The sequence below is a fragment of the Rhodopirellula sp. P2 genome, from assembly GCF_028768465.1.
GTDB lineage: Bacteria > Planctomycetota > Planctomycetia > Pirellulales > Pirellulaceae > Rhodopirellula.
In genome coordinates, this window is record NZ_CP118225.1 from 2,050,241 (window position 1) to 2,068,010 (window position 17,770).

Annotated in this window: 14 protein-coding genes; 7 read left to right on the plus strand and 7 right to left on the minus strand. The window is 57.9% G+C overall.

The features are described 5' to 3' along the window. The first annotated feature begins 13 nt into the window (after window positions 1-13). Window positions 14-1,189, plus strand: coding sequence for a DUF1559 domain-containing protein (locus tag PSR62_RS07215; RefSeq protein ID WP_274407123.1), 1,176 nt, complete (start codon window positions 14-16; stop codon window positions 1,187-1,189). A 37-nt stretch (window positions 1,190-1,226) separates the two neighbouring features. Here the strand turns inward: PSR62_RS07215 and metX are convergent, their stop codons facing one another. The 3 genes from metX to PSR62_RS07230 all read right to left on the minus strand — a co-directional run bounded on the left by metX (window position 1,227) and on the right by PSR62_RS07230 (window position 5,648). Then, window positions 1,227-3,038 (minus strand): homoserine O-acetyltransferase MetX, encoded by a 1,812-nt coding sequence (gene metX / locus PSR62_RS07220; RefSeq protein WP_274407124.1) that lies wholly within the window; start codon window positions 3,036-3,038, stop codon window positions 1,227-1,229. 101 nt (window positions 3,039-3,139) lie between these two features. After that, on the minus strand, window positions 3,140-4,459 hold the full coding sequence (locus PSR62_RS07225; protein ID WP_274407125.1) for an O-acetylhomoserine aminocarboxypropyltransferase/cysteine synthase family protein: 1,320 nt from the start codon (window positions 4,457-4,459) through the stop codon (window positions 3,140-3,142). 73 nt (window positions 4,460-4,532) lie between these two features. Continuing rightward, window positions 4,533-5,648 (minus strand): pyridoxal phosphate-dependent aminotransferase, encoded by a 1,116-nt coding sequence (locus tag PSR62_RS07230; protein ID WP_274407126.1) that lies wholly within the window; start codon window positions 5,646-5,648, stop codon window positions 4,533-4,535. Window positions 5,649-5,963: 315 nt separating this feature from the next. On the opposite strand from PSR62_RS07230, the gene PSR62_RS07235 reads away from it, so the two are divergent. The 4 genes from PSR62_RS07235 (at window position 5,964) to PSR62_RS07250 (ending at window position 11,252) form a co-directional block, all read left to right on the plus strand. Continuing rightward, window positions 5,964-6,560, plus strand: coding sequence for a DUF4416 family protein (locus PSR62_RS07235; RefSeq protein ID WP_274407127.1), 597 nt, complete (start codon window positions 5,964-5,966; stop codon window positions 6,558-6,560). Between the two features lie 152 nt (window positions 6,561-6,712). Continuing rightward, window positions 6,713-8,482 (plus strand): ABC transporter permease subunit, encoded by a 1,770-nt coding sequence (locus PSR62_RS07240; protein ID WP_274407128.1) that lies wholly within the window; start codon window positions 6,713-6,715, stop codon window positions 8,480-8,482. Window positions 8,483-8,612: 130 nt separating this feature from the next. After that, complete coding sequence (locus PSR62_RS07245) at window positions 8,613-10,463, plus strand: ATP-binding cassette domain-containing protein (protein ID WP_274407129.1); 1,851 nt, start codon at window positions 8,613-8,615, stop codon at window positions 10,461-10,463. Between the two features lie 9 nt (window positions 10,464-10,472). Further along, window positions 10,473-11,252: a CPBP family intramembrane glutamic endopeptidase gene (locus PSR62_RS07250; RefSeq protein WP_274407130.1), complete on the plus strand. Its 780-nt coding sequence runs from the start codon at window positions 10,473-10,475 to the stop codon at window positions 11,250-11,252. Here the strand turns inward: PSR62_RS07250 and PSR62_RS07255 are convergent. Then, the gene (locus PSR62_RS07255; protein WP_274407131.1) at window positions 11,189-12,409 is read right to left on the minus strand and encodes an amidohydrolase family protein; all 1,221 of its coding nucleotides are present in this window, start codon (window positions 12,407-12,409) and stop codon (window positions 11,189-11,191) included. The two genes, PSR62_RS07250 and PSR62_RS07255, sit on opposite strands and share 64 nt — an antisense overlap. Here PSR62_RS07255 and PSR62_RS07260 point away from each other — a divergent pair. Together PSR62_RS07260 and PSR62_RS07265 are read left to right on the plus strand one after the other, a co-directional pair. Continuing rightward, the gene (locus PSR62_RS07260) at window positions 12,397-13,098 is read left to right on the plus strand and encodes a DNA-3-methyladenine glycosylase (RefSeq protein WP_274407132.1); all 702 of its coding nucleotides are present in this window, start codon (window positions 12,397-12,399) and stop codon (window positions 13,096-13,098) included. The two genes, PSR62_RS07255 and PSR62_RS07260, sit on opposite strands and share 13 nt — an antisense overlap. A gap of 91 nt (window positions 13,099-13,189) precedes the next feature. Next, window positions 13,190-13,822 carry a phosphoesterase gene (locus tag PSR62_RS07265; protein WP_274407133.1) on the plus strand — a complete coding sequence of 211 codons (633 nt, stop codon included), beginning with the start codon at window positions 13,190-13,192 and terminating at the stop codon, window positions 13,820-13,822. 87 nt (window positions 13,823-13,909) lie between these two features. Here PSR62_RS07265 and PSR62_RS07270 read toward each other — a convergent pair whose 3' ends face one another. From PSR62_RS07270 to PSR62_RS07280, 3 genes are all read right to left on the minus strand, one after another. Next, a complete protein-coding gene (locus PSR62_RS07270; RefSeq protein WP_274407134.1) occupies window positions 13,910-15,145 on the minus strand; it encodes a DUF1559 domain-containing protein in 1,236 nt (411 codons plus the stop codon). Between the two features lie 364 nt (window positions 15,146-15,509). Next, a complete protein-coding gene (locus tag PSR62_RS07275) occupies window positions 15,510-15,683 on the minus strand; it encodes a hypothetical protein (protein WP_274407135.1) in 174 nt (57 codons plus the stop codon). A gap of 110 nt (window positions 15,684-15,793) precedes the next feature. Beyond that, a complete protein-coding gene (locus PSR62_RS07280; RefSeq protein WP_274407136.1) occupies window positions 15,794-17,026 on the minus strand; it encodes a DUF1559 domain-containing protein in 1,233 nt (410 codons plus the stop codon). Window positions 17,027-17,770: the final 744 nt, after the last annotated feature.

A 17,770-nucleotide genomic window follows, 5' to 3' on the forward strand; every position in this document is an offset into this window, starting at 1 on the left:
GAAGGAAATTTCTATGAATGCATCCAGAAGGCATCAGGGCTTCACGTTGGTGGAGTTGCTGGTGGTGATCGCGATCATTGGCGTTTTGGTCGGCTTGCTTCTGCCGGCTGTTCAGGCCGCTCGGGAAGCGGCTCGCCGAATGAGTTGCAGCAACAACTTCAAGCAACTTGGTTTGGCGATCCACAACTACCACTCGGCTTACAACGCGATGCCGAAGCATGGCTCGGGAACCTACACTCAGTATCCGCCAGACACCGGGATCAATCCGCCCGGTGGAAACCGCTCGGACTTGTCTGCCTTGGTTGGCATGTTGCCGTTCGTTGAACAGCAAGGGTTGTGGGAAGTGATCAGCAACCCAACCGACACGGGGTTCCAAGCGATGGGGCCGTGGCCCAATCGTCAGTTGGCGGCCCACGCTGCGGTTCCTTATGATCCTTGGTTGACCAACATTCCTACCTTTCGTTGCCCCAGCGATCCCGGGGTGGGGCTGCCCGCTCACGGACGCACGAACTATGCCGTGTGCTTGGGTGACTCGGGAACGTTGTGCGACGTTGGTGACACCGCTGACAACGGCACCAGCCGCGGTTTGCGCGTTTACCAACAGAGTGCTTGTCGCGGGGCATTCATTCCACGGACGCAAACCAAGTTCCGCGGGATCTTGGATGGTCTGTCCAACACCATTGCGATGGGCGAAATCATCACCGACTTGGGTGACTACGACACGCGTGCTCATGCGGTCGACAGCCCCGTCGAGGTTTGGCGTGAAAACAATGCGTTGTCATGTCGGCAGTACATCGATGTGGAACGTCCTCAGTTCTGGCGGAATGATGGTTCCACACCGTTCACCGGTGATGCGGAGCAGCGACGCGGTTTCAAATGGGCGCTCGCTCGTCCGCTGTACACCGGGTTTGTCACTGTCTTGGCACCCAACGATGAGTTGTGTTTTCAAGGCAACCAAGAGCGGGAAGGCGATGTCACGCCCAGCAGTCGTCACCAAGGTGGCGTGCATGTCCTGATGTGCGATGGCGCGGTCAAGTTCATCACGGACTCGATCGAAGCCGGCAACAGCAACAGCGCTCAGGTTCGGCACGGCGGAGGTTTCTTGACGCCGGGATCGAAGTCACCGTTCGGCGTCTGGGGAGCCTTGGGGACTCGCGCGGCGAAAGAGGTCATCGATACAGAATTCTGAATTCTGGTTGTTTGAGACCTTGGGCGACGTGGGTCGCTCAGGTCGGCTGGCTCTCGCGGTGAAAAGCGATCACTGCGGTGTCGGCATTCAGATTGGGATCGTTGTCAGGTTCAATGCGTTGGCCCTTGTCAACGTCCCAGAACACTTCTTCATCGATCACGACGTTCAGTTGGCCTAGCAGGTCACGGACGTCGGCGATTGTGGGGAAGCGTCGGTTGGGCGTGTTGTGCCAATCAAAATCAAACTCGCCGGGAGCTTTCGGCGAACGCCCATGCGTCACGTAGTGATCTCTGAGTTGGCGATAGGCAAAGTTAGGAAAGCTGATGATCGCGTGTCGCCCGACTCGTAGCATCTCGTTCAGCAATTCGACGACGTTCTCGACTGCTTGCAGTGTTGCGTTGAGCACCACGTAGTCGAACTGGTTGTCAATGAAGGCAGGCAGTCCGTTGTTCAGGTCATAGTCGATCACATCGATGCCTCGCATCGCGGTCGACAAGAGATTCTCTTGAGCCACCTCCACGCCCATCAGTCGCTGCCCCGGTTCAAGGTGTCGGTCGCGAATCGCGGCCAGCAATTGACCGTTGCCGCAGCCGAGATCCAGCACGCTGGCTCCCTTGGGGATGATCTCCAGGATGGATTCTTCATCCACGCTCAGCGAGGTCTCCGATGAGACTTCGGGGCGTGTCTCCGGGTCTCGCAACCGTTCGCGAACCAGCGGTCCGTAGGTCGCGATGTCTTTTGCAATCAGGAAGGCATCGTGCCCCGCGTTGGTGGTGATCTCGGCGTAGGTGACACGTTTGTCGAGCGCCGTCAGCGCGTTGACGACCTCTCGGGATTGAGCGGGTGGGAACAACCAATCACTGCTGAAGCTGATGAGCAAGAAATCACAAGTCGCTTCGTCAAACGTTTCCATGAGCTTCAGCCGCGAACCCCCGAGATCAAAGAGATCCATCGCCATCGACAGGGTCACGTAGCTGTTGGCATCGAACCGTGTTGTGAACTTTTGGCCTTGGTGTGCCAGATACGAGCCAATGCTGAAGCGTTGTTCAAATTGCGAGGCAATCTGCCGTGGGTCATGACGGTCGGGATCGAACTTGGCCTCCATCGCTTCGACCGACAGGTACGTGATGTGACCGAGCATTCTCGCGATCGCTAGTCCGGTGTCCGGGCGTTGGTCATTGTCGTAGTACTGGCCGCCCGCGTAGTGAGGGTCCGTTTGAATGGCGTTGCGGGCGATCACATCGAATCCCAACGCTTGGCTATTCAGGCGAGGCGAGGTGGCGATCGCGATGCAGGTTTGGGCTGCGTCGGGGTGGCGGTTGATCCATTGCAGGACTTGGTGGCCTCCCAGTGACCCGCCGACGATCGCGCGCCACTGGTGGATTCCCAGGTGGTCCGCCAATCGCTTTTGGACTTCGACGATGTCGCCGATGGTGATCCGGGGAAAGTTGGCTCCGTAGGGTTTGCCATCGGGCGAGGTGGGGTCGGCGTCGCCGGGGCCGGTGCTGCCGCGACAGCCTCCCAGGACGTTCGGGCAGACGACGAAGAAGCGATCGGTGTCGATGGGCAGGCCGGGCCCGATCAAGCCGTCCCACCAACCCGGTTCGTCGTTGGGATTGTGACGTGCTGCGTGGGAGTCACCCGAGACGGCATGGCAGACCAAAACCGCATTGGATGCGTCGTTGTTCAGCGTGCCCCAGGTTTCATAGCAGCAGCGAACCTCGGGAAGTTCGCCGCCGCGCTGCAGGGGCAGCGGTAGATCGAACGTCACGTACTTGGCATGCGCCAAAGGAGCGTCGGTCCGCACGTCGTCGGTGCTGGACAGGTCCTCGTTGGAAGGCTTATCCATGGAAGTTTTGCTTTCGGTTCGCGGTTTCCGAAGCGATCTCCCGGAAGCATTTTCGCGGGAGATCCCCTGTTTCGGAAGCAGCGTTTCGATTGCTTCTTCGGCTACGCGGTGGCAACAGCAAGGGCCTGTTTCAGGTCATCGAGGATGTCATCGATGTCTTCGATGCCCACCGAAACCCGGACGTACTCGGGGCTGACACCGGCGCGTCGTTGCTCGTCTTCGGTGAGTTGCTGGTGCGTGGTGCTGGCGGGGTGAATGACCAGCGTTTTGGCATCGCCGATGTTGGCCAGGTGCGAGCAAAGTTGGCAAGCGTTGATGAACTTCTTGCCTGCTTCCATGCCGCCTTTGATACCAAACCCGAGGATCGCACCTTTGCCGTTGGGAAGGTATTTCTCGGCCAACGCGTGATGCGTGTGCGATTTCAGGCCGGGGTAATTGACCCATTCCACGGCGTCGTGAGCTTCCAAGAACTCAGCAACCTTCATCGCATTTTCGCAGTGGCGCGGCATGCGAAGGTGAAGGGTTTCGATGCCTTGCAAGAACAGGAACGCTGCGAAGGGGCTCATCGCTGCACCCGTGTCACGCAACCAGTGCGTGCGGATGTGAACGTTGTAAGCGATGTTGCCCATGCCACGCAGGTGTTCTTCGAAAACCGCACCGTGGTAGGAAGGGCTGGGGGCACAGAACTCAGGCCACTTTTCGGGTTGGTCAGCCCATTTGAAGTTGCCACTGTCGACGATGCAGCCACCGATGTGCGTGCCGTGGCCGCCCAGGAACTTGGTCGTGCTGTAGATCACGATGTCGATGCCGTGCTCGATCGGACGCAGCAAGTAGGGCGTCATCACGGTGTTGTCGCACAGCACAGGGATTGCGCCGTGAGGTGCCGAGTGGGCGGCGTCCGCGATGGCTTTGAAGTCTGGCACATCGTTTTTGGGGTTGCCAATGCTCTCCATGTAAACCAGTCGCGTGTTCTCATCGACCAGTTCGTGGATCTTTTCGGGGTGGTCCGGATCGAAGAAGCGAACTTCGATGCCGAGGTTCTTCAGCGTTTGCGTGAACAGTGTCCAGGTGCCGCCATACAGCGAGGTGCTGCTGATGATGTTTTGGCCGCTGTGAGCGATCGCCAGAACCGCCGCGGTGATCGCGGCTTGTCCCGATGCGAAGCACAATCCTGTGGCACCGCCGTCCAGCGCTGCGATGCGTTTTTCCAGCACATCGACCGTGGGGTTCATCAAGCGACTGTAGATGTTGCCGAATTCCGCCAAGCCAAACAGGGCGGCTGCGTGATCCGTGCTGTCGAATTGGTAGCTGGTGGTGGCGTAGATCGGCACCGCGCGGCTTTTGGTCGTGGGGTCAGCGACTTGTCCGGCGTGAAGAGCTCGGGTCGCCAGGCGATGATTTTGAGTCGGATCGGCGGACATGCAAAAACTCGATCGTGAGGGACTGGGAAGGGGGGGATTTCAGCGGCAAAGACGCAGCAGGCTAACAAATCGTTCAGCGATTGTCGCCAGCCAGCTTGATCAGCTTTTCCGCGCCTCGACGCAGCGTGTCATCGCTGGCCGCGAAGCTGATTCGGAAGTGGGAATCGTGTTGGCTGAAAATCTTGCCAGGAATGATCAGCAAGCCAGCGGCGATGGCGCGTTCGACGAACGCCGTCCCACCTTCGTTGCCTGGGGCTTTCGGGAACAGGTAAAACGCGCCTCCGGGGGTGGTCAATTCAAAGTGCGGGGCCAGTTGTTCGACCATGAAATCGCGTTTTCGCCGGTAATCGTCGATGTGGCCGTCCAGCGAGATTTCCATCGCTCGCAGGGCTCCCCACTGGGCAGGCTGCGGCGAGCAGACAAACGAATACTGTTGGATCTTGAGCATCGTTGCGATGATTTCAGGCGGTCCGTGGACGTAGCCCACCCGCCAGCCCGTCATCGCGTGCGATTTGCTGAAACCGTCGATCACGATCGTGTCGGGGTTGGTCGCGGCGGGGGATGCGAAGTCGCCGTCGTAGAAGAATCGACTGTAAATCTCGTCCGAAAGCAACGCAATGTTGTGCTTGGCTGCCAATTCGCCGACGTCCCGCAGGTCTTGCTCCGACGCGGTCACCCCGGTCGGGTTGGCGGGGCTGTTGACCAGGATCATCTTGGTTTTGGGCGTGATTGCGGCTTCGATCTTGGCCGGATCCAAGCGGAAGTCCGGGTAGGAATCGACTGTGACAGGGATTCCGCCGCACAGGCTGACAAGCGCCGGGTACATCACGAAATACGGGTCCAGGAAGATGACCTCGTCGCCGGGGTTGATCATCGACAGCATCGACAACACCAACCCGCCCGATGTGCCGCTGCTGATGAACACGTCGCGGTTTTGGCCGGGATACTTGGCGTTGACCTCTGCCAACAGCTTTTCGCGCAGCGGGGCGATGCCCTGGGTTGGCGAGTAGGCATTTTTGCCCGAGCGAATCGCATCGATGGTGGCGTCTTGGATTTCTTCGGGGACGTCGAAGTCCGGTTGCCCGATCGACAAGTTGATCGGGTCTTTCAGTTTCGCAGCCAGATCGAAGACTTTTCGAATTCCGCTGCTATCAAAGGAGGCCGTTCGATCCGCGATCCAAGGATGCATGTTGACTCGTTGTCGATGAATGAGGGTTGGGGCACCGTAGCGGAAGTCGTCGAGACTTTCGGGACTTCGTCAAGGAAGTCGAAACTCTTGACGAGTTTCGCTACTCAAGCAAAGCACGCTCGTTTCGCGGATCAGGATATCATTCACATCGGGTTTCGGTAGTCCGTGTTTGGGTCTCAGGCTCCGTCGATTGACACCGCCGCCCTGCCCTGCCCAAGATTTGGGATGGCCCGCCCGAGATTTCAAATGTTCCGTCGGGGGGCGGTTGGCGAAGCCAAAAAGAAAAATCGTGCTGCGAAGGATGATGAAAACGGAATGAGCGAAATTCGATTGATCGAGCCGGTGGTCCGTTTTTGCGCCGTGATTTCGCGACACGAGGAGGCTCGTCAGTGGGCGAAGCAGCGATTGGCCGAGCGCTGGGGCGAACTCGGTGAGCAAGGCACTCCCAGTTCTTTCGAAGCGGGAGGGTTTTACAAGCCTGAAATGGGCGATGGTTTGACCAAGGAATTGATCGGAATCGCCGAATTCGCCGATCCGGCTGGATTGGCGGACTGGAAAAACATCACCAACGATTGGGAGGCCGAGTACGCTTCGCTGAACCGGCATCCCGAGCCTCGGCCGTTGAATTTGGATCCCGGGTACGTCAGTCAGGCCAAATTGGTGTTGGCGACGATCAAGGATCGCGATCACCGGATTTATCTGCGAGACGGGATCTTTGCCGAGGTCACCTTGAACTATGTTGGTGGCCGTTGGGTTCATCACCGATGGAGCTACCCGGATTACCGCATTGAAACCGTGGCCCAATTCGCGGCGGCCTGCCGAGGGCGATTGCGTCAGCATTTGAAGGCGACCGGCGGTTTTCGTGTTGGGGTCAAGAAAACCCCCGGTGCGAAGTCAGGGGCTGGCTCCTGAGGCTCGTTTCGTCGACCGGTGGGATCGAAGCGATCGCACAGGCAAACAAATCGGCCGATTCCGTGTTCTGGTGGTAAACCAAACGGGTTGGTCTCGCGTAGCAGCCTGACCGAAGGTTCATTCCGTCCTTTTCTCGACACGAGTCGCCAAGCATGATTGCTGGGTCCGCTATTTCACTGTTCTCCGATTTTGCTGGCGTTGAATCGGGTTTGTTTCCAGTTGCCCAGGTCGGCAAGTGGCTGCCCGTGTTCGTCACCCCCCTTTGGGTTCTGTCGATTGGGTTGCTGCTCGGGGCGTTGGTGACCGCGGTGGTCCACGGCGTTTTGAGTGCGCTGTCCTTTGTGCCTGGGTTGGGGAATTTGGCGGACGACCCCAAGCGTGGCGTCACGCTGTCGCTGGTCGCCGGTGCGATTTTCTCGGCCGTGTTGTGTTACTTCTACGTGCCCCAAGGTGGTGAGAATGGCCAGCTTTTGTATCTGCCCCTGGTGACTTTGGGCATGATCCTGGGGTTTGGCTTGATTTACGGAATGTGGCATCGAACTCGATCCGAGTGGATGTCGATTCTGGGCGAAGGTGTCATCCCGTACATCTTGAGCACGTTGGGCTTGTTCGCCGTGATCGGTTTGGGATCGACGCCGTTTGTCGAAAACCCGATGGCGATTCTCGAGAGCGTTCCTGCGGTGAACTTGGTCGGTGACGGCACCGTGGTCGAAGTCGCGACGATCGCTCCCTCAGCTGACCCGGACATCCCTGAGTTCCTGCCAGCGGAGATCACTTACAACTTCCGCAACGTTGCGGAACTGCGAATCGAGAGTGACAAGCGAGTTTTCCTGGCCGATTCAGACAAAGCCGAAGCCTTCAGCCGTGCTCCCATCGAGTTGAACCCGGGCAGCACCGAAGCGGTGACCTACAAATACGAAGACCGTGAGCAGCCACCGATTCCTGGGGACCCGTCCAAGCTGCACATCTACAATCAAGAAATCGACCCGGCTCGTGTGGTCTTCACGTTCAAAAACTTGCCGCAGATTCCGCAAGCATCGTCGATCGTGTTCTCTGCGATTGCGTTCTTCTTGACGCTGACCGGATTCATGGCGCTGCGGCAAGCGGCTCCTCGGGTTTGGGCGTTGGCTCTGTCGACCGCCAAAAACGAGATGGCTCAGCCGTTGTACCTGTTGCTGCTGGCGATCGGGATTTTCGCGGTGTTGCTGTTTGGGATCTTCCCATTCAACACGCTGGGCGACGACATTCGCCTGCTCAAAGACAGCGGTGTGACCATGATCATGGTGTTGGGCATGTTGCTCGCCGTGTGGAGTGCCGGAACATCCGTCAGCGACGAAATTGACGGCCGAACCGCATTGACCGTGCTCAGTAAACCGGTGAGTCGACGTTCGTTCATCTTGGGCAAGTACACCGGAATCATGTTGGCCGTGTTGGTGCTGTTTGTGATTTTGGCGGCGGTCCTGTTGGTGGTGATGTCTTACAAGCCGATTTATGACGCTCGAGAAACCAGTCAACAGCAACCGCCGTGGCAAGTCGGCCATGAAGAGATCATCACGACGTTGCCGATCTTGGGCCTGTATTTCATGGAAACGATGGCGATTGGTGGAATCGCGGTCGCGTTGGCGACCCGTTTGCCGCTGCTGGCGAACTTCATCACATGTTTCGCGATCTACGTTGTCGGCAACCTGCTCAGTCCGTTGGTTGCGTCGGCGAGAGAGAACACCGAATTGGTTGGATTTGTTGGTAAATTGATAGCGGTGGTGGTTCCCAATCTGAACTCATTCAACGTTCAGGCGGCGGTGGACGCAGGAAATGCGATCCCTCTGATCTACTTGGCTGCCGCTTTCAACTATCTTGTGGTGTTTGTCGTTGCCATTTGGATGGTGGCGATGTTGTTGTTTGAAGATCGCGATTTGGCTTGATTGCCGCGTCTGTTGCATTGGAAGCTGGTTTGAAAGAAACGGTGACCGGTCGTGACGGATCGTCGATCGCAACGATTGCGGTCGGGATGACAAACGAACGGTGGCTAGATTTTCAACGAGGCTCGCAACGGTGAATCGCTTTTCCAGTCTGAAACAACCACGCCGCGAACCGGAGGCGGCGGGCGCACCCTTGCATTTGGTTTGCGCTGCCATCGCCGGTTTGATCATTCCGGTGTTGGTGGTGGTCTTCGGCATCATTGCTGTGCTGGTGGATGAAGGCGGTGGGCTGTCCCGTTCGCCGATTCAATTGGGGACCCACCTTTCGATTCCGCTGCCAGATTTCTTTTTGGCGCAGAACAAGGTCGTTCAGCTGTTCAGCTTGGTGGGATTGTCGTTGGCAATCGCGGTCGTGTTTTGCCTCGCCGTTTGGTTGCACCGACGCTCGGCCGACGCGCGGTCCCGGCGTGTGATCAAAATGCTGCACTCTCGAACGCTCAAGCAAAGCTTGCGGCGGGCGGAAGTGGAAGGCGCCGCTGCCCAACGTGAACGCGCTCGTTTGATCATCGGCCGGCATCTGCCCGAGGTCGGTCGAGGTCTCTCGCTGTGGTACCGCTCGATCCCACGCAGTGTGCTGATGTTGATCGGTTGCGTGACGCTGGCGTTGTTGGTCAACGTTTGGTTGGCGATTTTGGCGGTGATCAGTGGTGTGGCGCTGTGGCGTTTCTACGCGAAGCTCCGCAATCCCGACTGGTTGGAGCTGTCCCGTTTTGAAATTCCTCAGATCCGCGAGCGGTTGATCAATTTGATCGGCGACGCGCCCATGATGGCGAGGTTGCAAGCCGGTGGTTTGGCTGATCAAGCTTACGAAGCGGAATTGGATGCACTGGATCGGCGGATTGCTGGCGATGACGCGCGACGAGGACGATTGTGGCCGGTGATGATGATGGCCGGTGGTGTCGCGATCGCAGTCATGTTGCTGGGTTTGGGGCTGAACACACTGCAAGGCGAGCAAGGCTTGAGCCTGCCTTCCGCATTGGTGCTGGGGTTGTCGTTGACCGGTGCGGCGTTGGCTGCAGCGCGGTTGAGCGAGCTCAAGCGGCAACTTCGCCGCAGCAGCAAAGCTTGCGAATCGGTCTACTTGTACCTGCAACCCAACAGCGAGGTTTCCCCAAGCGAACAACGTGTTGGATTGGGCGGGCTTCGCGATTGCGTGACGATGGAAGACGTTTCGCTGCAAGATTCCGCCGGCAGGGCAATCTTGCGTGACTTGAGTTTGTCGTTGCAGCCGAAGTCGCTGGTGGCTTTCCTCGGGACCGAAGATGTTTCGACGCGTGCATTGCTGGAATTGCTGATGGGGTTTGGTCGCCCGCATCGAGGCAAAGTTCAAATTGATGGCATTTCATTGTTGGACGTTCACCCCCAGGCCCTCGCGAAAAACGTGATGTGGATTGGGCCCGATGGGCCGCTTTGGGAAGGATCGTTGCGAGAGAACTTGATGGCCGGAGTCGACCGCAGTGTCGACAACCGGGACATGGTCGAAACGCTCGAGCGACTTGGGATCTACGAGCGGATCACTCGACTGCCCGAGGGCTTGGAGACGATCATCGAACCAGGTTCCAATTTGGGATCCGGCGATGATTCGGATTCGTTGGGAACCGATGTTCGTTACGCAGTTGGGATCGCCCGTGCAATGTTGCACCGGCCGCCGATTGTTCTTGCCAAAGAGCCCCCTGCCCCGACTGAACATGTCAATGAAGATCCCTGCTTGATTGCACTGCGTGAATTGGCGGATGCTGGCTCGTTGGTGGTCGTGTTGCCTCACCGCTTGAAGACGTTACGTTCTTGTGATCGGGTGATGTTGCTCAATGGCCCCAACTTGGTGGGCGAAGGGCGACACACCGAGTTGCTGAATTCCAGTGATCTGTATCGCCATTTGAACTACTTGTTGTTCAATCCCTACCGACACCGAAGCCCATCCTGAGAGAGGCGTGTGACGCAAACCAACGCGGACGACGAACAAACCCCCGACGACGTTTTTCGAACTGCCGTCGCGGTCGAAGCCGGGTTGGGTGCCCTGGCGTTGATTCTTGGATACCTGCTTGGGCCGAGCGCGCGGGATTTGGTTCCGCCGCTGAACGAAGCCGCTGTGTCTGCGGTTGTCGGTGGCATCGGGCTGGGGATCCTCGCAACCATCCCGTTGCTGTTGTTTGTCGCGGTGTTGCGGCGGATCAAACACCCCGCCATCGAAGAGCTCGACAAACTCGGCGATCACCCGATGATCGGTCTGATGTTGCGGCTCAATGGCTGGGAGCTGTTTGCGATCAGCCTTTGTGCGGGCGTCGGCGAAGAATTGTTGTTTCGCGGTTGGTTGTTGCCTTGGTTGGCCGGAGATGCGGCGTCCCTGGCACCTGATCTCGAAGCCCCAGCACGCTGGTGGGCCTATGGCGGATGGTTGGGAAGTGTGCCCAATTCTGTCACCGAATTTGCATGGCCAGACGAAAGCCTGATGGCCTGGTGGTCTCGTGTGGGCGGCTGGGAACTGACCGCGGCTTGGTTGGTTTCTTCGTTTGCCTTCGGGATGTTTCATCCGATCACCAAGCTCTACATCGCGATCACTGCCCTGATGGGGTTGTACTTTGGAGCGTTGTTGATCGTCAGTGGAAACCTGTTGATTCCGATCACCGCTCACGCCCTCTACGATGCCGTTCAGTTATGGGGTGCCGGGCGAGCGGAAGAAGAAGAGTTGGATGAAAAATCCGACCAAAGCTGATCGACTCGATCGGCTTGTGTGGCGACGGTGATGAAGTTGGCTGGCATGCCAACCGCCAACCTTCCGTGGGTTGTCGATCGACCCAGTGCCTCGGCACCGTTGGCAGTCGCCATGCGGAGAACCTGCGTTGGGCTCAGGTCCTGGCGATGGCGGAGCAAGTGCTGGGCCTCACTCCAAAGATTCAGATCCGGGTTGCTAGCTCGGGAATCCGTTCCGAGCGCCACGTTGATCCCAGCGGCTTGCAGTTCCGCGACGGGGTGTTGGGAGTGCCCAAAGAAATGATGTGTTCGCGGGCAATACACCACGCTGCAATTCGGATGCGATGCGATGCGTTGGATTTCGCTTTCGTTCAGGTCGTTTCCATGAACGATCAACGTGCGAGGTGCTTCGCCGAGCAAGTCGATCAGATGCACCAGTGGCGAAGGTGCTGCCCATGGAAAGAACTGGTCGACGGGCAGTCCTAACGCGTGCAATGATTCGGCGAATGGTCCGGTCCCATGGTTCAGCAATTCTCGTTCAGCGGGCGATTCCGCGACGTGCATCGCGAGCAGAACCTGGAGTCGCTTGGCGGTTTCGATGCAGCGGTTGAGCAACGGCAGCGGCGTCGAGTAAGGAGCGTGCGGGCTGATCGCGGCAGGGCGGCGTTGCAAGTCTGGCGAGGCGTTCTTTTCCAGGTGTTGTTCTGCCTGGGCCATCCGCTCGTCGCCCCGTGCTTGGCTCAGCCCGAGCACTTCGGCGAACGCGATCGTGTTGCGGGGGATCGTTTCCAGTGGCGTGGTCACGATGTCGGCGATCAATTGTGTGCCTGATCCGGTTGCTTCCGCGTGCCCTTTCAAGACATGTTTTTGTCGTGTGTCGGTGTCCACCATCCCGCGGGTTGCGATCACTTCGCGAATCCAATCGGCCAGTTCCATGCCGGCCTGTCCGATTGGTTGAGCAAGGTCACTGAATTCGAGATGCGTGTGCGCGTTGACCAGCCCTGGTAATATCCCAACGTCGCCCAGGTCGACCAGGTCGCCTTCGACTTGGGAATCTTGAAACGGGCGGATCAAGGTCATGATTCCCGAGTCAACCACGATCATCCCATTGGGAATTGGATCGCCATCGATGGGCAGCAGCCAGCGTGCGCGATAGGTTTGTTTCGATGAATGGTGCAAGGCAGAATCAGGTCCATGCGGATGACAAAGGAGGTCGGCAACTCGACTGGGAGTCGACCGAGTCGTTGCCGCCCAGGTTCTTTGATCGTCGTCCCGAGGTCGTTGCACGCCAGTTGCTGGGATGCGGGTTCGCTCGGCAGATCGCGGGCACCTGGATCGGCGGATGGATCGTGGAAACGGAAGCCTACCTGTCTCGACGCGATGCTGCGAGTCACAGTGCACGCGGCGTAAAACCGGGAAACGCGTCCATGTTTGGGCGGCCGGGCACATTGTATGTCTATCCCATTCACGCCAAGCATTGTGTGAATTTGGTCACGGAGTCAGTGGGTCGCGGATCGGCGGTTTTGATCCGGGCTCTGGAGCCCGTTTGGGGAATCGACCGCATGGTGAATCACCGTGGTTTGATGGTGGAAGGGGCTCCTGATGGCAGGTCGCTGACAACCGGTCCCGGGCGATTGTGTCAGTCCCTGGCGATCGATCGTCGATGCGACGGAGTGGATTCGGTTGCCGATCAAAGCTGGCGTGTGTTCTCGGGCCCCAGTGTTCCACGCAATGGCATCACGACCACGCCGCGGATTGGGATTTCGCAGTCCGTTGAGTTGCCGCTGCGGTTCTTTGTGGATGGGAATCGATGCGTGAGTGGCTTGGCCCGCCAGCATCGCCGTCCCCGTCGGGATTCGCTCCAGTGAGAATTCGCTACACTGCGACCGACCCATCGGTGGCCGGTTCAACGGCCCCGGGTGTCTGAACCGTCAGTTTATCCATGACCTCCATAGCAGCATGTCTTCCAACGCCACCACTGAAGAACACGTCCTTGTGATCCCCGCGGCCTTGATCGAATCGATCGGGCAACTGGAGGGATTCGATCGCGACGTGGATCGATTCTTGCAGCCCATCTTGGCCAGCGATGAGTTGTCCTACCGCCCTCGCAGCGCGATGGAGCTTGATCCCAGTTTCAAGCAGTTGATTCCTTACGTTGTGATGCAGTGGACGGATCCCGCCAGCGGTGACGTCAACTGGTTCCAGTACACTCGCGGTGGTGGTTCCGGCGAAAAACGCTTGCACGCCAAACGCAGCATTGGCGTGGGGGGGCATATCAGCCAGGAAGATGCGGGGGGCGACGAAGATCCCTATACGATCGGCATGCGTCGTGAACTGGAAGAGGAAGTCACGATCGGTGCTTCCTATGTCGATCAACGCGAAGGGTTGCTTTACGATCCCAGCAACGAAGTCGGACGCGTGCACTTAGGTGTTGTCCACCGATTCATCCTGGAACAACCGCTCGTCACCAGCAACGAACCTGAACTTGCTGAAGGCCAATTCGTTTCCGTGAACGAACTTCGCCAAGAACGCGAGCACTTGGAAACCTGGAGTCAACTCACACTCGACGCACTGTTCCCCGCGTCGGTCTAGTCGGAATGGCCCCATGTCAAAAAACTGCCGTCATGAATGGCTCATGACGGCAGTTTGCGAGGTGAACAACGGATTTGGACGTGAGGCTTAGAACTCTCCGTCGATCACTTCCTTCGCGGCACGCGAACCCAGTGCCCCCCACAACCCGTATGGGCTCGGGCTGCCAGGTGGCGGCGAACCACTGCGATTGGAAACTTGCGCGGCATTCTTGTTGCCCGCTTCAATCGAATCGGTGATGAACTTGACGGCACCGTCGCCCATCAAGACGTGGACACCACCTTGGTGGCGACTGGAGGGGGGAGAAACCACGTCACGATGGTCTCGTCCGTCCGAGCACAGTTCGCGATTGGGCGAAAGCACGGTGGTCATTTGGGAGTACGGTGGCATGTAGTCGTGCCAGCGAAAGCCGCGTCCCCAGACCGCTTGCTTGGTCAGTCCGGCGGGCAACCAAAATTGAGGGCGAGCAGGATCGATGTACGGCTCTGCGTACGACGGATCCAATCGGCACTCATTCTTTTCAGAAGGAGCGGCGTGCGCACCGATGTTGGTTGGGACGGTGGTGCGTTTGTCATTGTCGCCCAGATCAGATGCGATCTCGCCGCACATGATCGTGTTGGAGAGGCCGTCCAAGGTGTCGCGGAATTGAACCTCTCGACCGTTGACAAACATTCCCCGCTGAGCCGAATTGGAGGCATTCGCATGGGAGGTGTCACTCGAGTAAGGCAGGGTCGCGCCCGACGCGACCTCGTCGACATCCAAGTAGGAGTCTCGGGAGTAAACAGCGGAGTCTCCCATGCAGGCCGCGTAGTTCGTTCGCCCGAGGGAAGGCAAGCCAGTGCCGGGGTCGCTCGGGCAACGGAAGGTTGCGATTTCGGTCGCCCATGGTGGGTATTGAACGCGATCGGGATGGGGGCCCATGGCTTGCCAGGGCGGGCTCTTCGTTGAGCCGTCGGAGTTGACGTTCAGCGGATTGGAGATTTGCTCCCACAGCCCCTGTTGTTCCAAGAATGGCAGAGCGCCCACCAGGAAGGAGAGGCGTTTGTTGGATGAAATCTCGCGGCCAGGATTGCTGTCCCAAGGGTCGCGTCCTCCCACCGCATACGTCCCGGAGGCATGAACCGGAAGGTTGCTGAAGGCCGAATGGTAGTTGTGGACTGCCAGGCCAATTTGCTTGAAGTTGTTGCTGCAACTCATGCGGCGGGCTGCTTCGCGGGCCGCCTGAACGGCGGGCAACAAGAGCCCCACCAGGACTCCAATGATTGCAATGACAACCAACAGTTCCACCAACGTGAAACCGCGGCTGCGGGCTCGAATCGTGCTCATCTGTACCTCGACTGATTTCGGGTGAACAAACTCAAATCAGCGATCCATGACCGGTCGTTAATGGCTGGATGCGCTGCAAAGAAATCATTCTAAGGTGTTAAGTGAGCCTTAGGGGGCTCAGTTGCGTAATAAATCGAGCCGTTTTTGTGATCGATCGGGCATTTGTGGGCGACTGGGGAATCGAGAGAGCGAGGTCAAGGCTGCGAGACCGAGTGTTTGAGTCAGGCCAAAAGAAAAGCGGCCAGCAATGGCTGACCGCTTCTTTCAATTTGCGAACCGTGCATTCAGATTCTCACGGTCAATCATCGAGATGAGTGACTGCGAGAGCTTTCATGCTCTGGCCAGTGCTCGTTTGAGCCCCGTGTTACTTCGTGCCTTCGTAGCCTTCGCTGACTGCGTCGGCCTCTGCCAGGGCGGCTTCGTATTCGGCAATCTTTTCAGCGTCGGAATTGTCAACAATGTTGCTGTTGCCGGAATCGCATCCGAGAGGAGCCAGGAACAAGCCAAACAGTCCAAGGGTCAGCATCCAATTTTTCATCAATCAATCCAAAAGTGAGGGGAAATGAGCAGTCGAAATGAGCAACTGCACTCCCGTCTGTGAGCGAGGGGAATGCAGTTGCGGAACGAGTTGTTGTGGAAGAAGCGAAATCAGAATTCGCCGTCGATCACTTCTTTCGCGGAACGCGATCCAAGAGCACCCCAAAGTCCGTATGGGCTTGCGCTGCCTGCTGTTGGCGAGCCCGCGCGATCAGAAACCTGAGGTGCGTTCTTGTTGCCGGCTTCGATCGATTCGGTGATGAACTTGACCGCCCCGTCGCCCATCAGGACGTGAACGCCACCTTGGTGACGGCTCGATGGAGGTGAAACCACGTCGCGGTGGTCGGTGCCTTCCGAGCAAAGCTGCGCGTTGGGCGCCAAGACCGTTGTCATCTGGGAGTACGGAGGCATGTAGTCGTGCCAACGGAATCCACGTCCCCATACCGATTGCTTGGAAACAGTGTTCGACCAGAACAAGGGGCGTTCGGGATCAATGTAAGGTTCGGCGTACGAGGGGTTCAAACGGCATTCATTTTTTTCGCTGGGGGCAGCGTGCGCGCCGGTGTTGGTGGCCACGGTGGTGCGTTTGTCGTTGTCACCCAAGTCGGTGGCGATTTCTCCGCACATGATCGTGTTGGACAAACCGTCCAGCGTGTCGCGGAATTTCATGTGACGCCCGGTGACAAACATGCCCCGGTGCGCTGCATTCGAGGCGTTGGCGTGGGAGGTGTCCGAGATGTAAGGCAGTTTGCCTCCAGAGGCGACTTCGTCCACATCCAAGTAAGAGTCACGGGAGTAAACGGCGGAGTCACCATGGCAGGCGGCGTAGTTGGTGCGTCCAAGCGATGGCAAGCCAGTGCCCGGATCGCTGGGGCAACGCAGGCCAGGAAGCTCGGTTGCCCACGGTGGGTATTGGACGCGGTCGGTGAACGGCCCCATCGATTGCCATGCAGGACTCCGGGTCGAACCATCGGAGTTGACGCTCAGCGGATTGGAGATCTGTTCCCACAAACCCTGTTGCTCGACGAAGGGAAGCAAGCCAACCAAGTAAGACAGGCGGTAGTTGGAAGAGATGTCTCCGCCTGGGCCGCTGTCCCAAGGGTCACGTCCACCAACGGCGTACGTTCCTGAGCCTTGCACAGGAAGGTTGTTGAATGCCGAATGGTAGTTGTGAACAGCCAAGCCGATTTGCTTGAAATTGTTGCTGCAACTCATCCGTCGGGCTGCTTCGCGAGCGGCCTGGACGGCTGGCAGTAACAAGCCAACCAGCACGCCAATGATTGCGATCACCACGAGCAATTCCACCAGAGTGAAACCGCGGGGGCGGGAAATACGTGTGTTCATCAAAACCTCAATGGAACAAAAAAAGGATGGGATCGCCCTGGCTCTGAAAATTCAGACCTGAATTTGGAGGGGGCAAAGGTTGATCGTTTCGGTGGGGCTTGGAGCCACCTTCCTGGCCGATTGCGTGTTGATCCGCTGCTCTCCAAGGGAAGGCGAAAATGCGAATCCAAAAGAGGCAACGGGATATTATCTAACACACGCTCATTGTGAGGGTGTTGATGAATCTTTTGCTACCCGGGGTTTTTTTCGAAATGATTGTCCTTCCCGCTTGAATCCCTCTCTCTCGTACTTCCAGTGGTCCTTGAGGGACCCCTGGCGGGACGGCTTGGGTTCGCGGAATCCCGATCAGATTCTCGTTTTTCTCCTATTGCAAAATTGGTGATTCAATTACTCTTCTGGGCCACAGAAGTCGGCGGCGTGCAAAGTGACGTCGCAAATCGGCTTTTCTGCGACAGGTCTTCAGTGTGATCCTCTCGGCAACGACCCGAGAGGCGATCCAATCCGTCGAGCGTCTTGATTGATCGCTTGAGACGGATTCTTTCTAGTGAATGAGAAGCGGCGTCGCGGTTGTGTCGGAATGCAAGGGTTCGAAAGTCGGGATGACTGATCGAACCGACGAGCAACCAGGTTCAAGGCTCTGAACGAGTCTTCTGGTTTGGCATTCCATCCTTACCAATTCTGCCGCGACCTTGACCGCCTGCGAAACAGCAAGCTGGGTGCGGCTACCTTTTTACCGCACGAGAT

Bases quoted from the DNA above. Each gene is read 5' to 3' on its own strand.
- PSR62_RS07280 (WP_274407136.1), bottom strand. From the start codon at position 17,026: ATGAACACACGTATTTCCCGCCCCCGCGGTTTCACTCTGGTGGAATTG.
- PSR62_RS07270 (WP_274407134.1), bottom strand. From the start codon at position 15,145: ATGAGCACGATTCGAGCCCGCAGCCGCGGTTTCACGTTGGTGGAACTG.
- PSR62_RS07275 (WP_274407135.1), bottom strand. From the start codon at position 15,683: ATGAAAAATTGGATGCTGACCCTTGGACTGTTTGGCTTGTTCCTGGCT.
- PSR62_RS07230 (WP_274407126.1), bottom strand. From the start codon at position 5,648: ATGCATCCTTGGATCGCGGATCGAACGGCCTCCTTTGATAGCAGCGGA.
- PSR62_RS07265 (WP_274407133.1), top strand. From the start codon at position 13,190: ATGTCTTCCAACGCCACCACTGAAGAACACGTCCTTGTGATCCCCGCG.
- PSR62_RS07225 (WP_274407125.1), bottom strand. From the start codon at position 4,459: ATGTCCGCCGATCCGACTCAAAATCATCGCCTGGCGACCCGAGCTCTT.
- PSR62_RS07240 (WP_274407128.1), top strand. From the start codon at position 6,713: ATGATTGCTGGGTCCGCTATTTCACTGTTCTCCGATTTTGCTGGCGTT.
- PSR62_RS07215 (WP_274407123.1), top strand. From the start codon at position 14: ATGAATGCATCCAGAAGGCATCAGGGCTTCACGTTGGTGGAGTTGCTG.
- metX (WP_274407124.1), bottom strand. From the start codon at position 3,038: ATGGATAAGCCTTCCAACGAGGACCTGTCCAGCACCGACGACGTGCGG.
- PSR62_RS07235 (WP_274407127.1), top strand. From the start codon at position 5,964: ATGAGCGAAATTCGATTGATCGAGCCGGTGGTCCGTTTTTGCGCCGTG.
- PSR62_RS07260 (WP_274407132.1), top strand. From the start codon at position 12,397: ATGAATGGTGCAAGGCAGAATCAGGTCCATGCGGATGACAAAGGAGGT.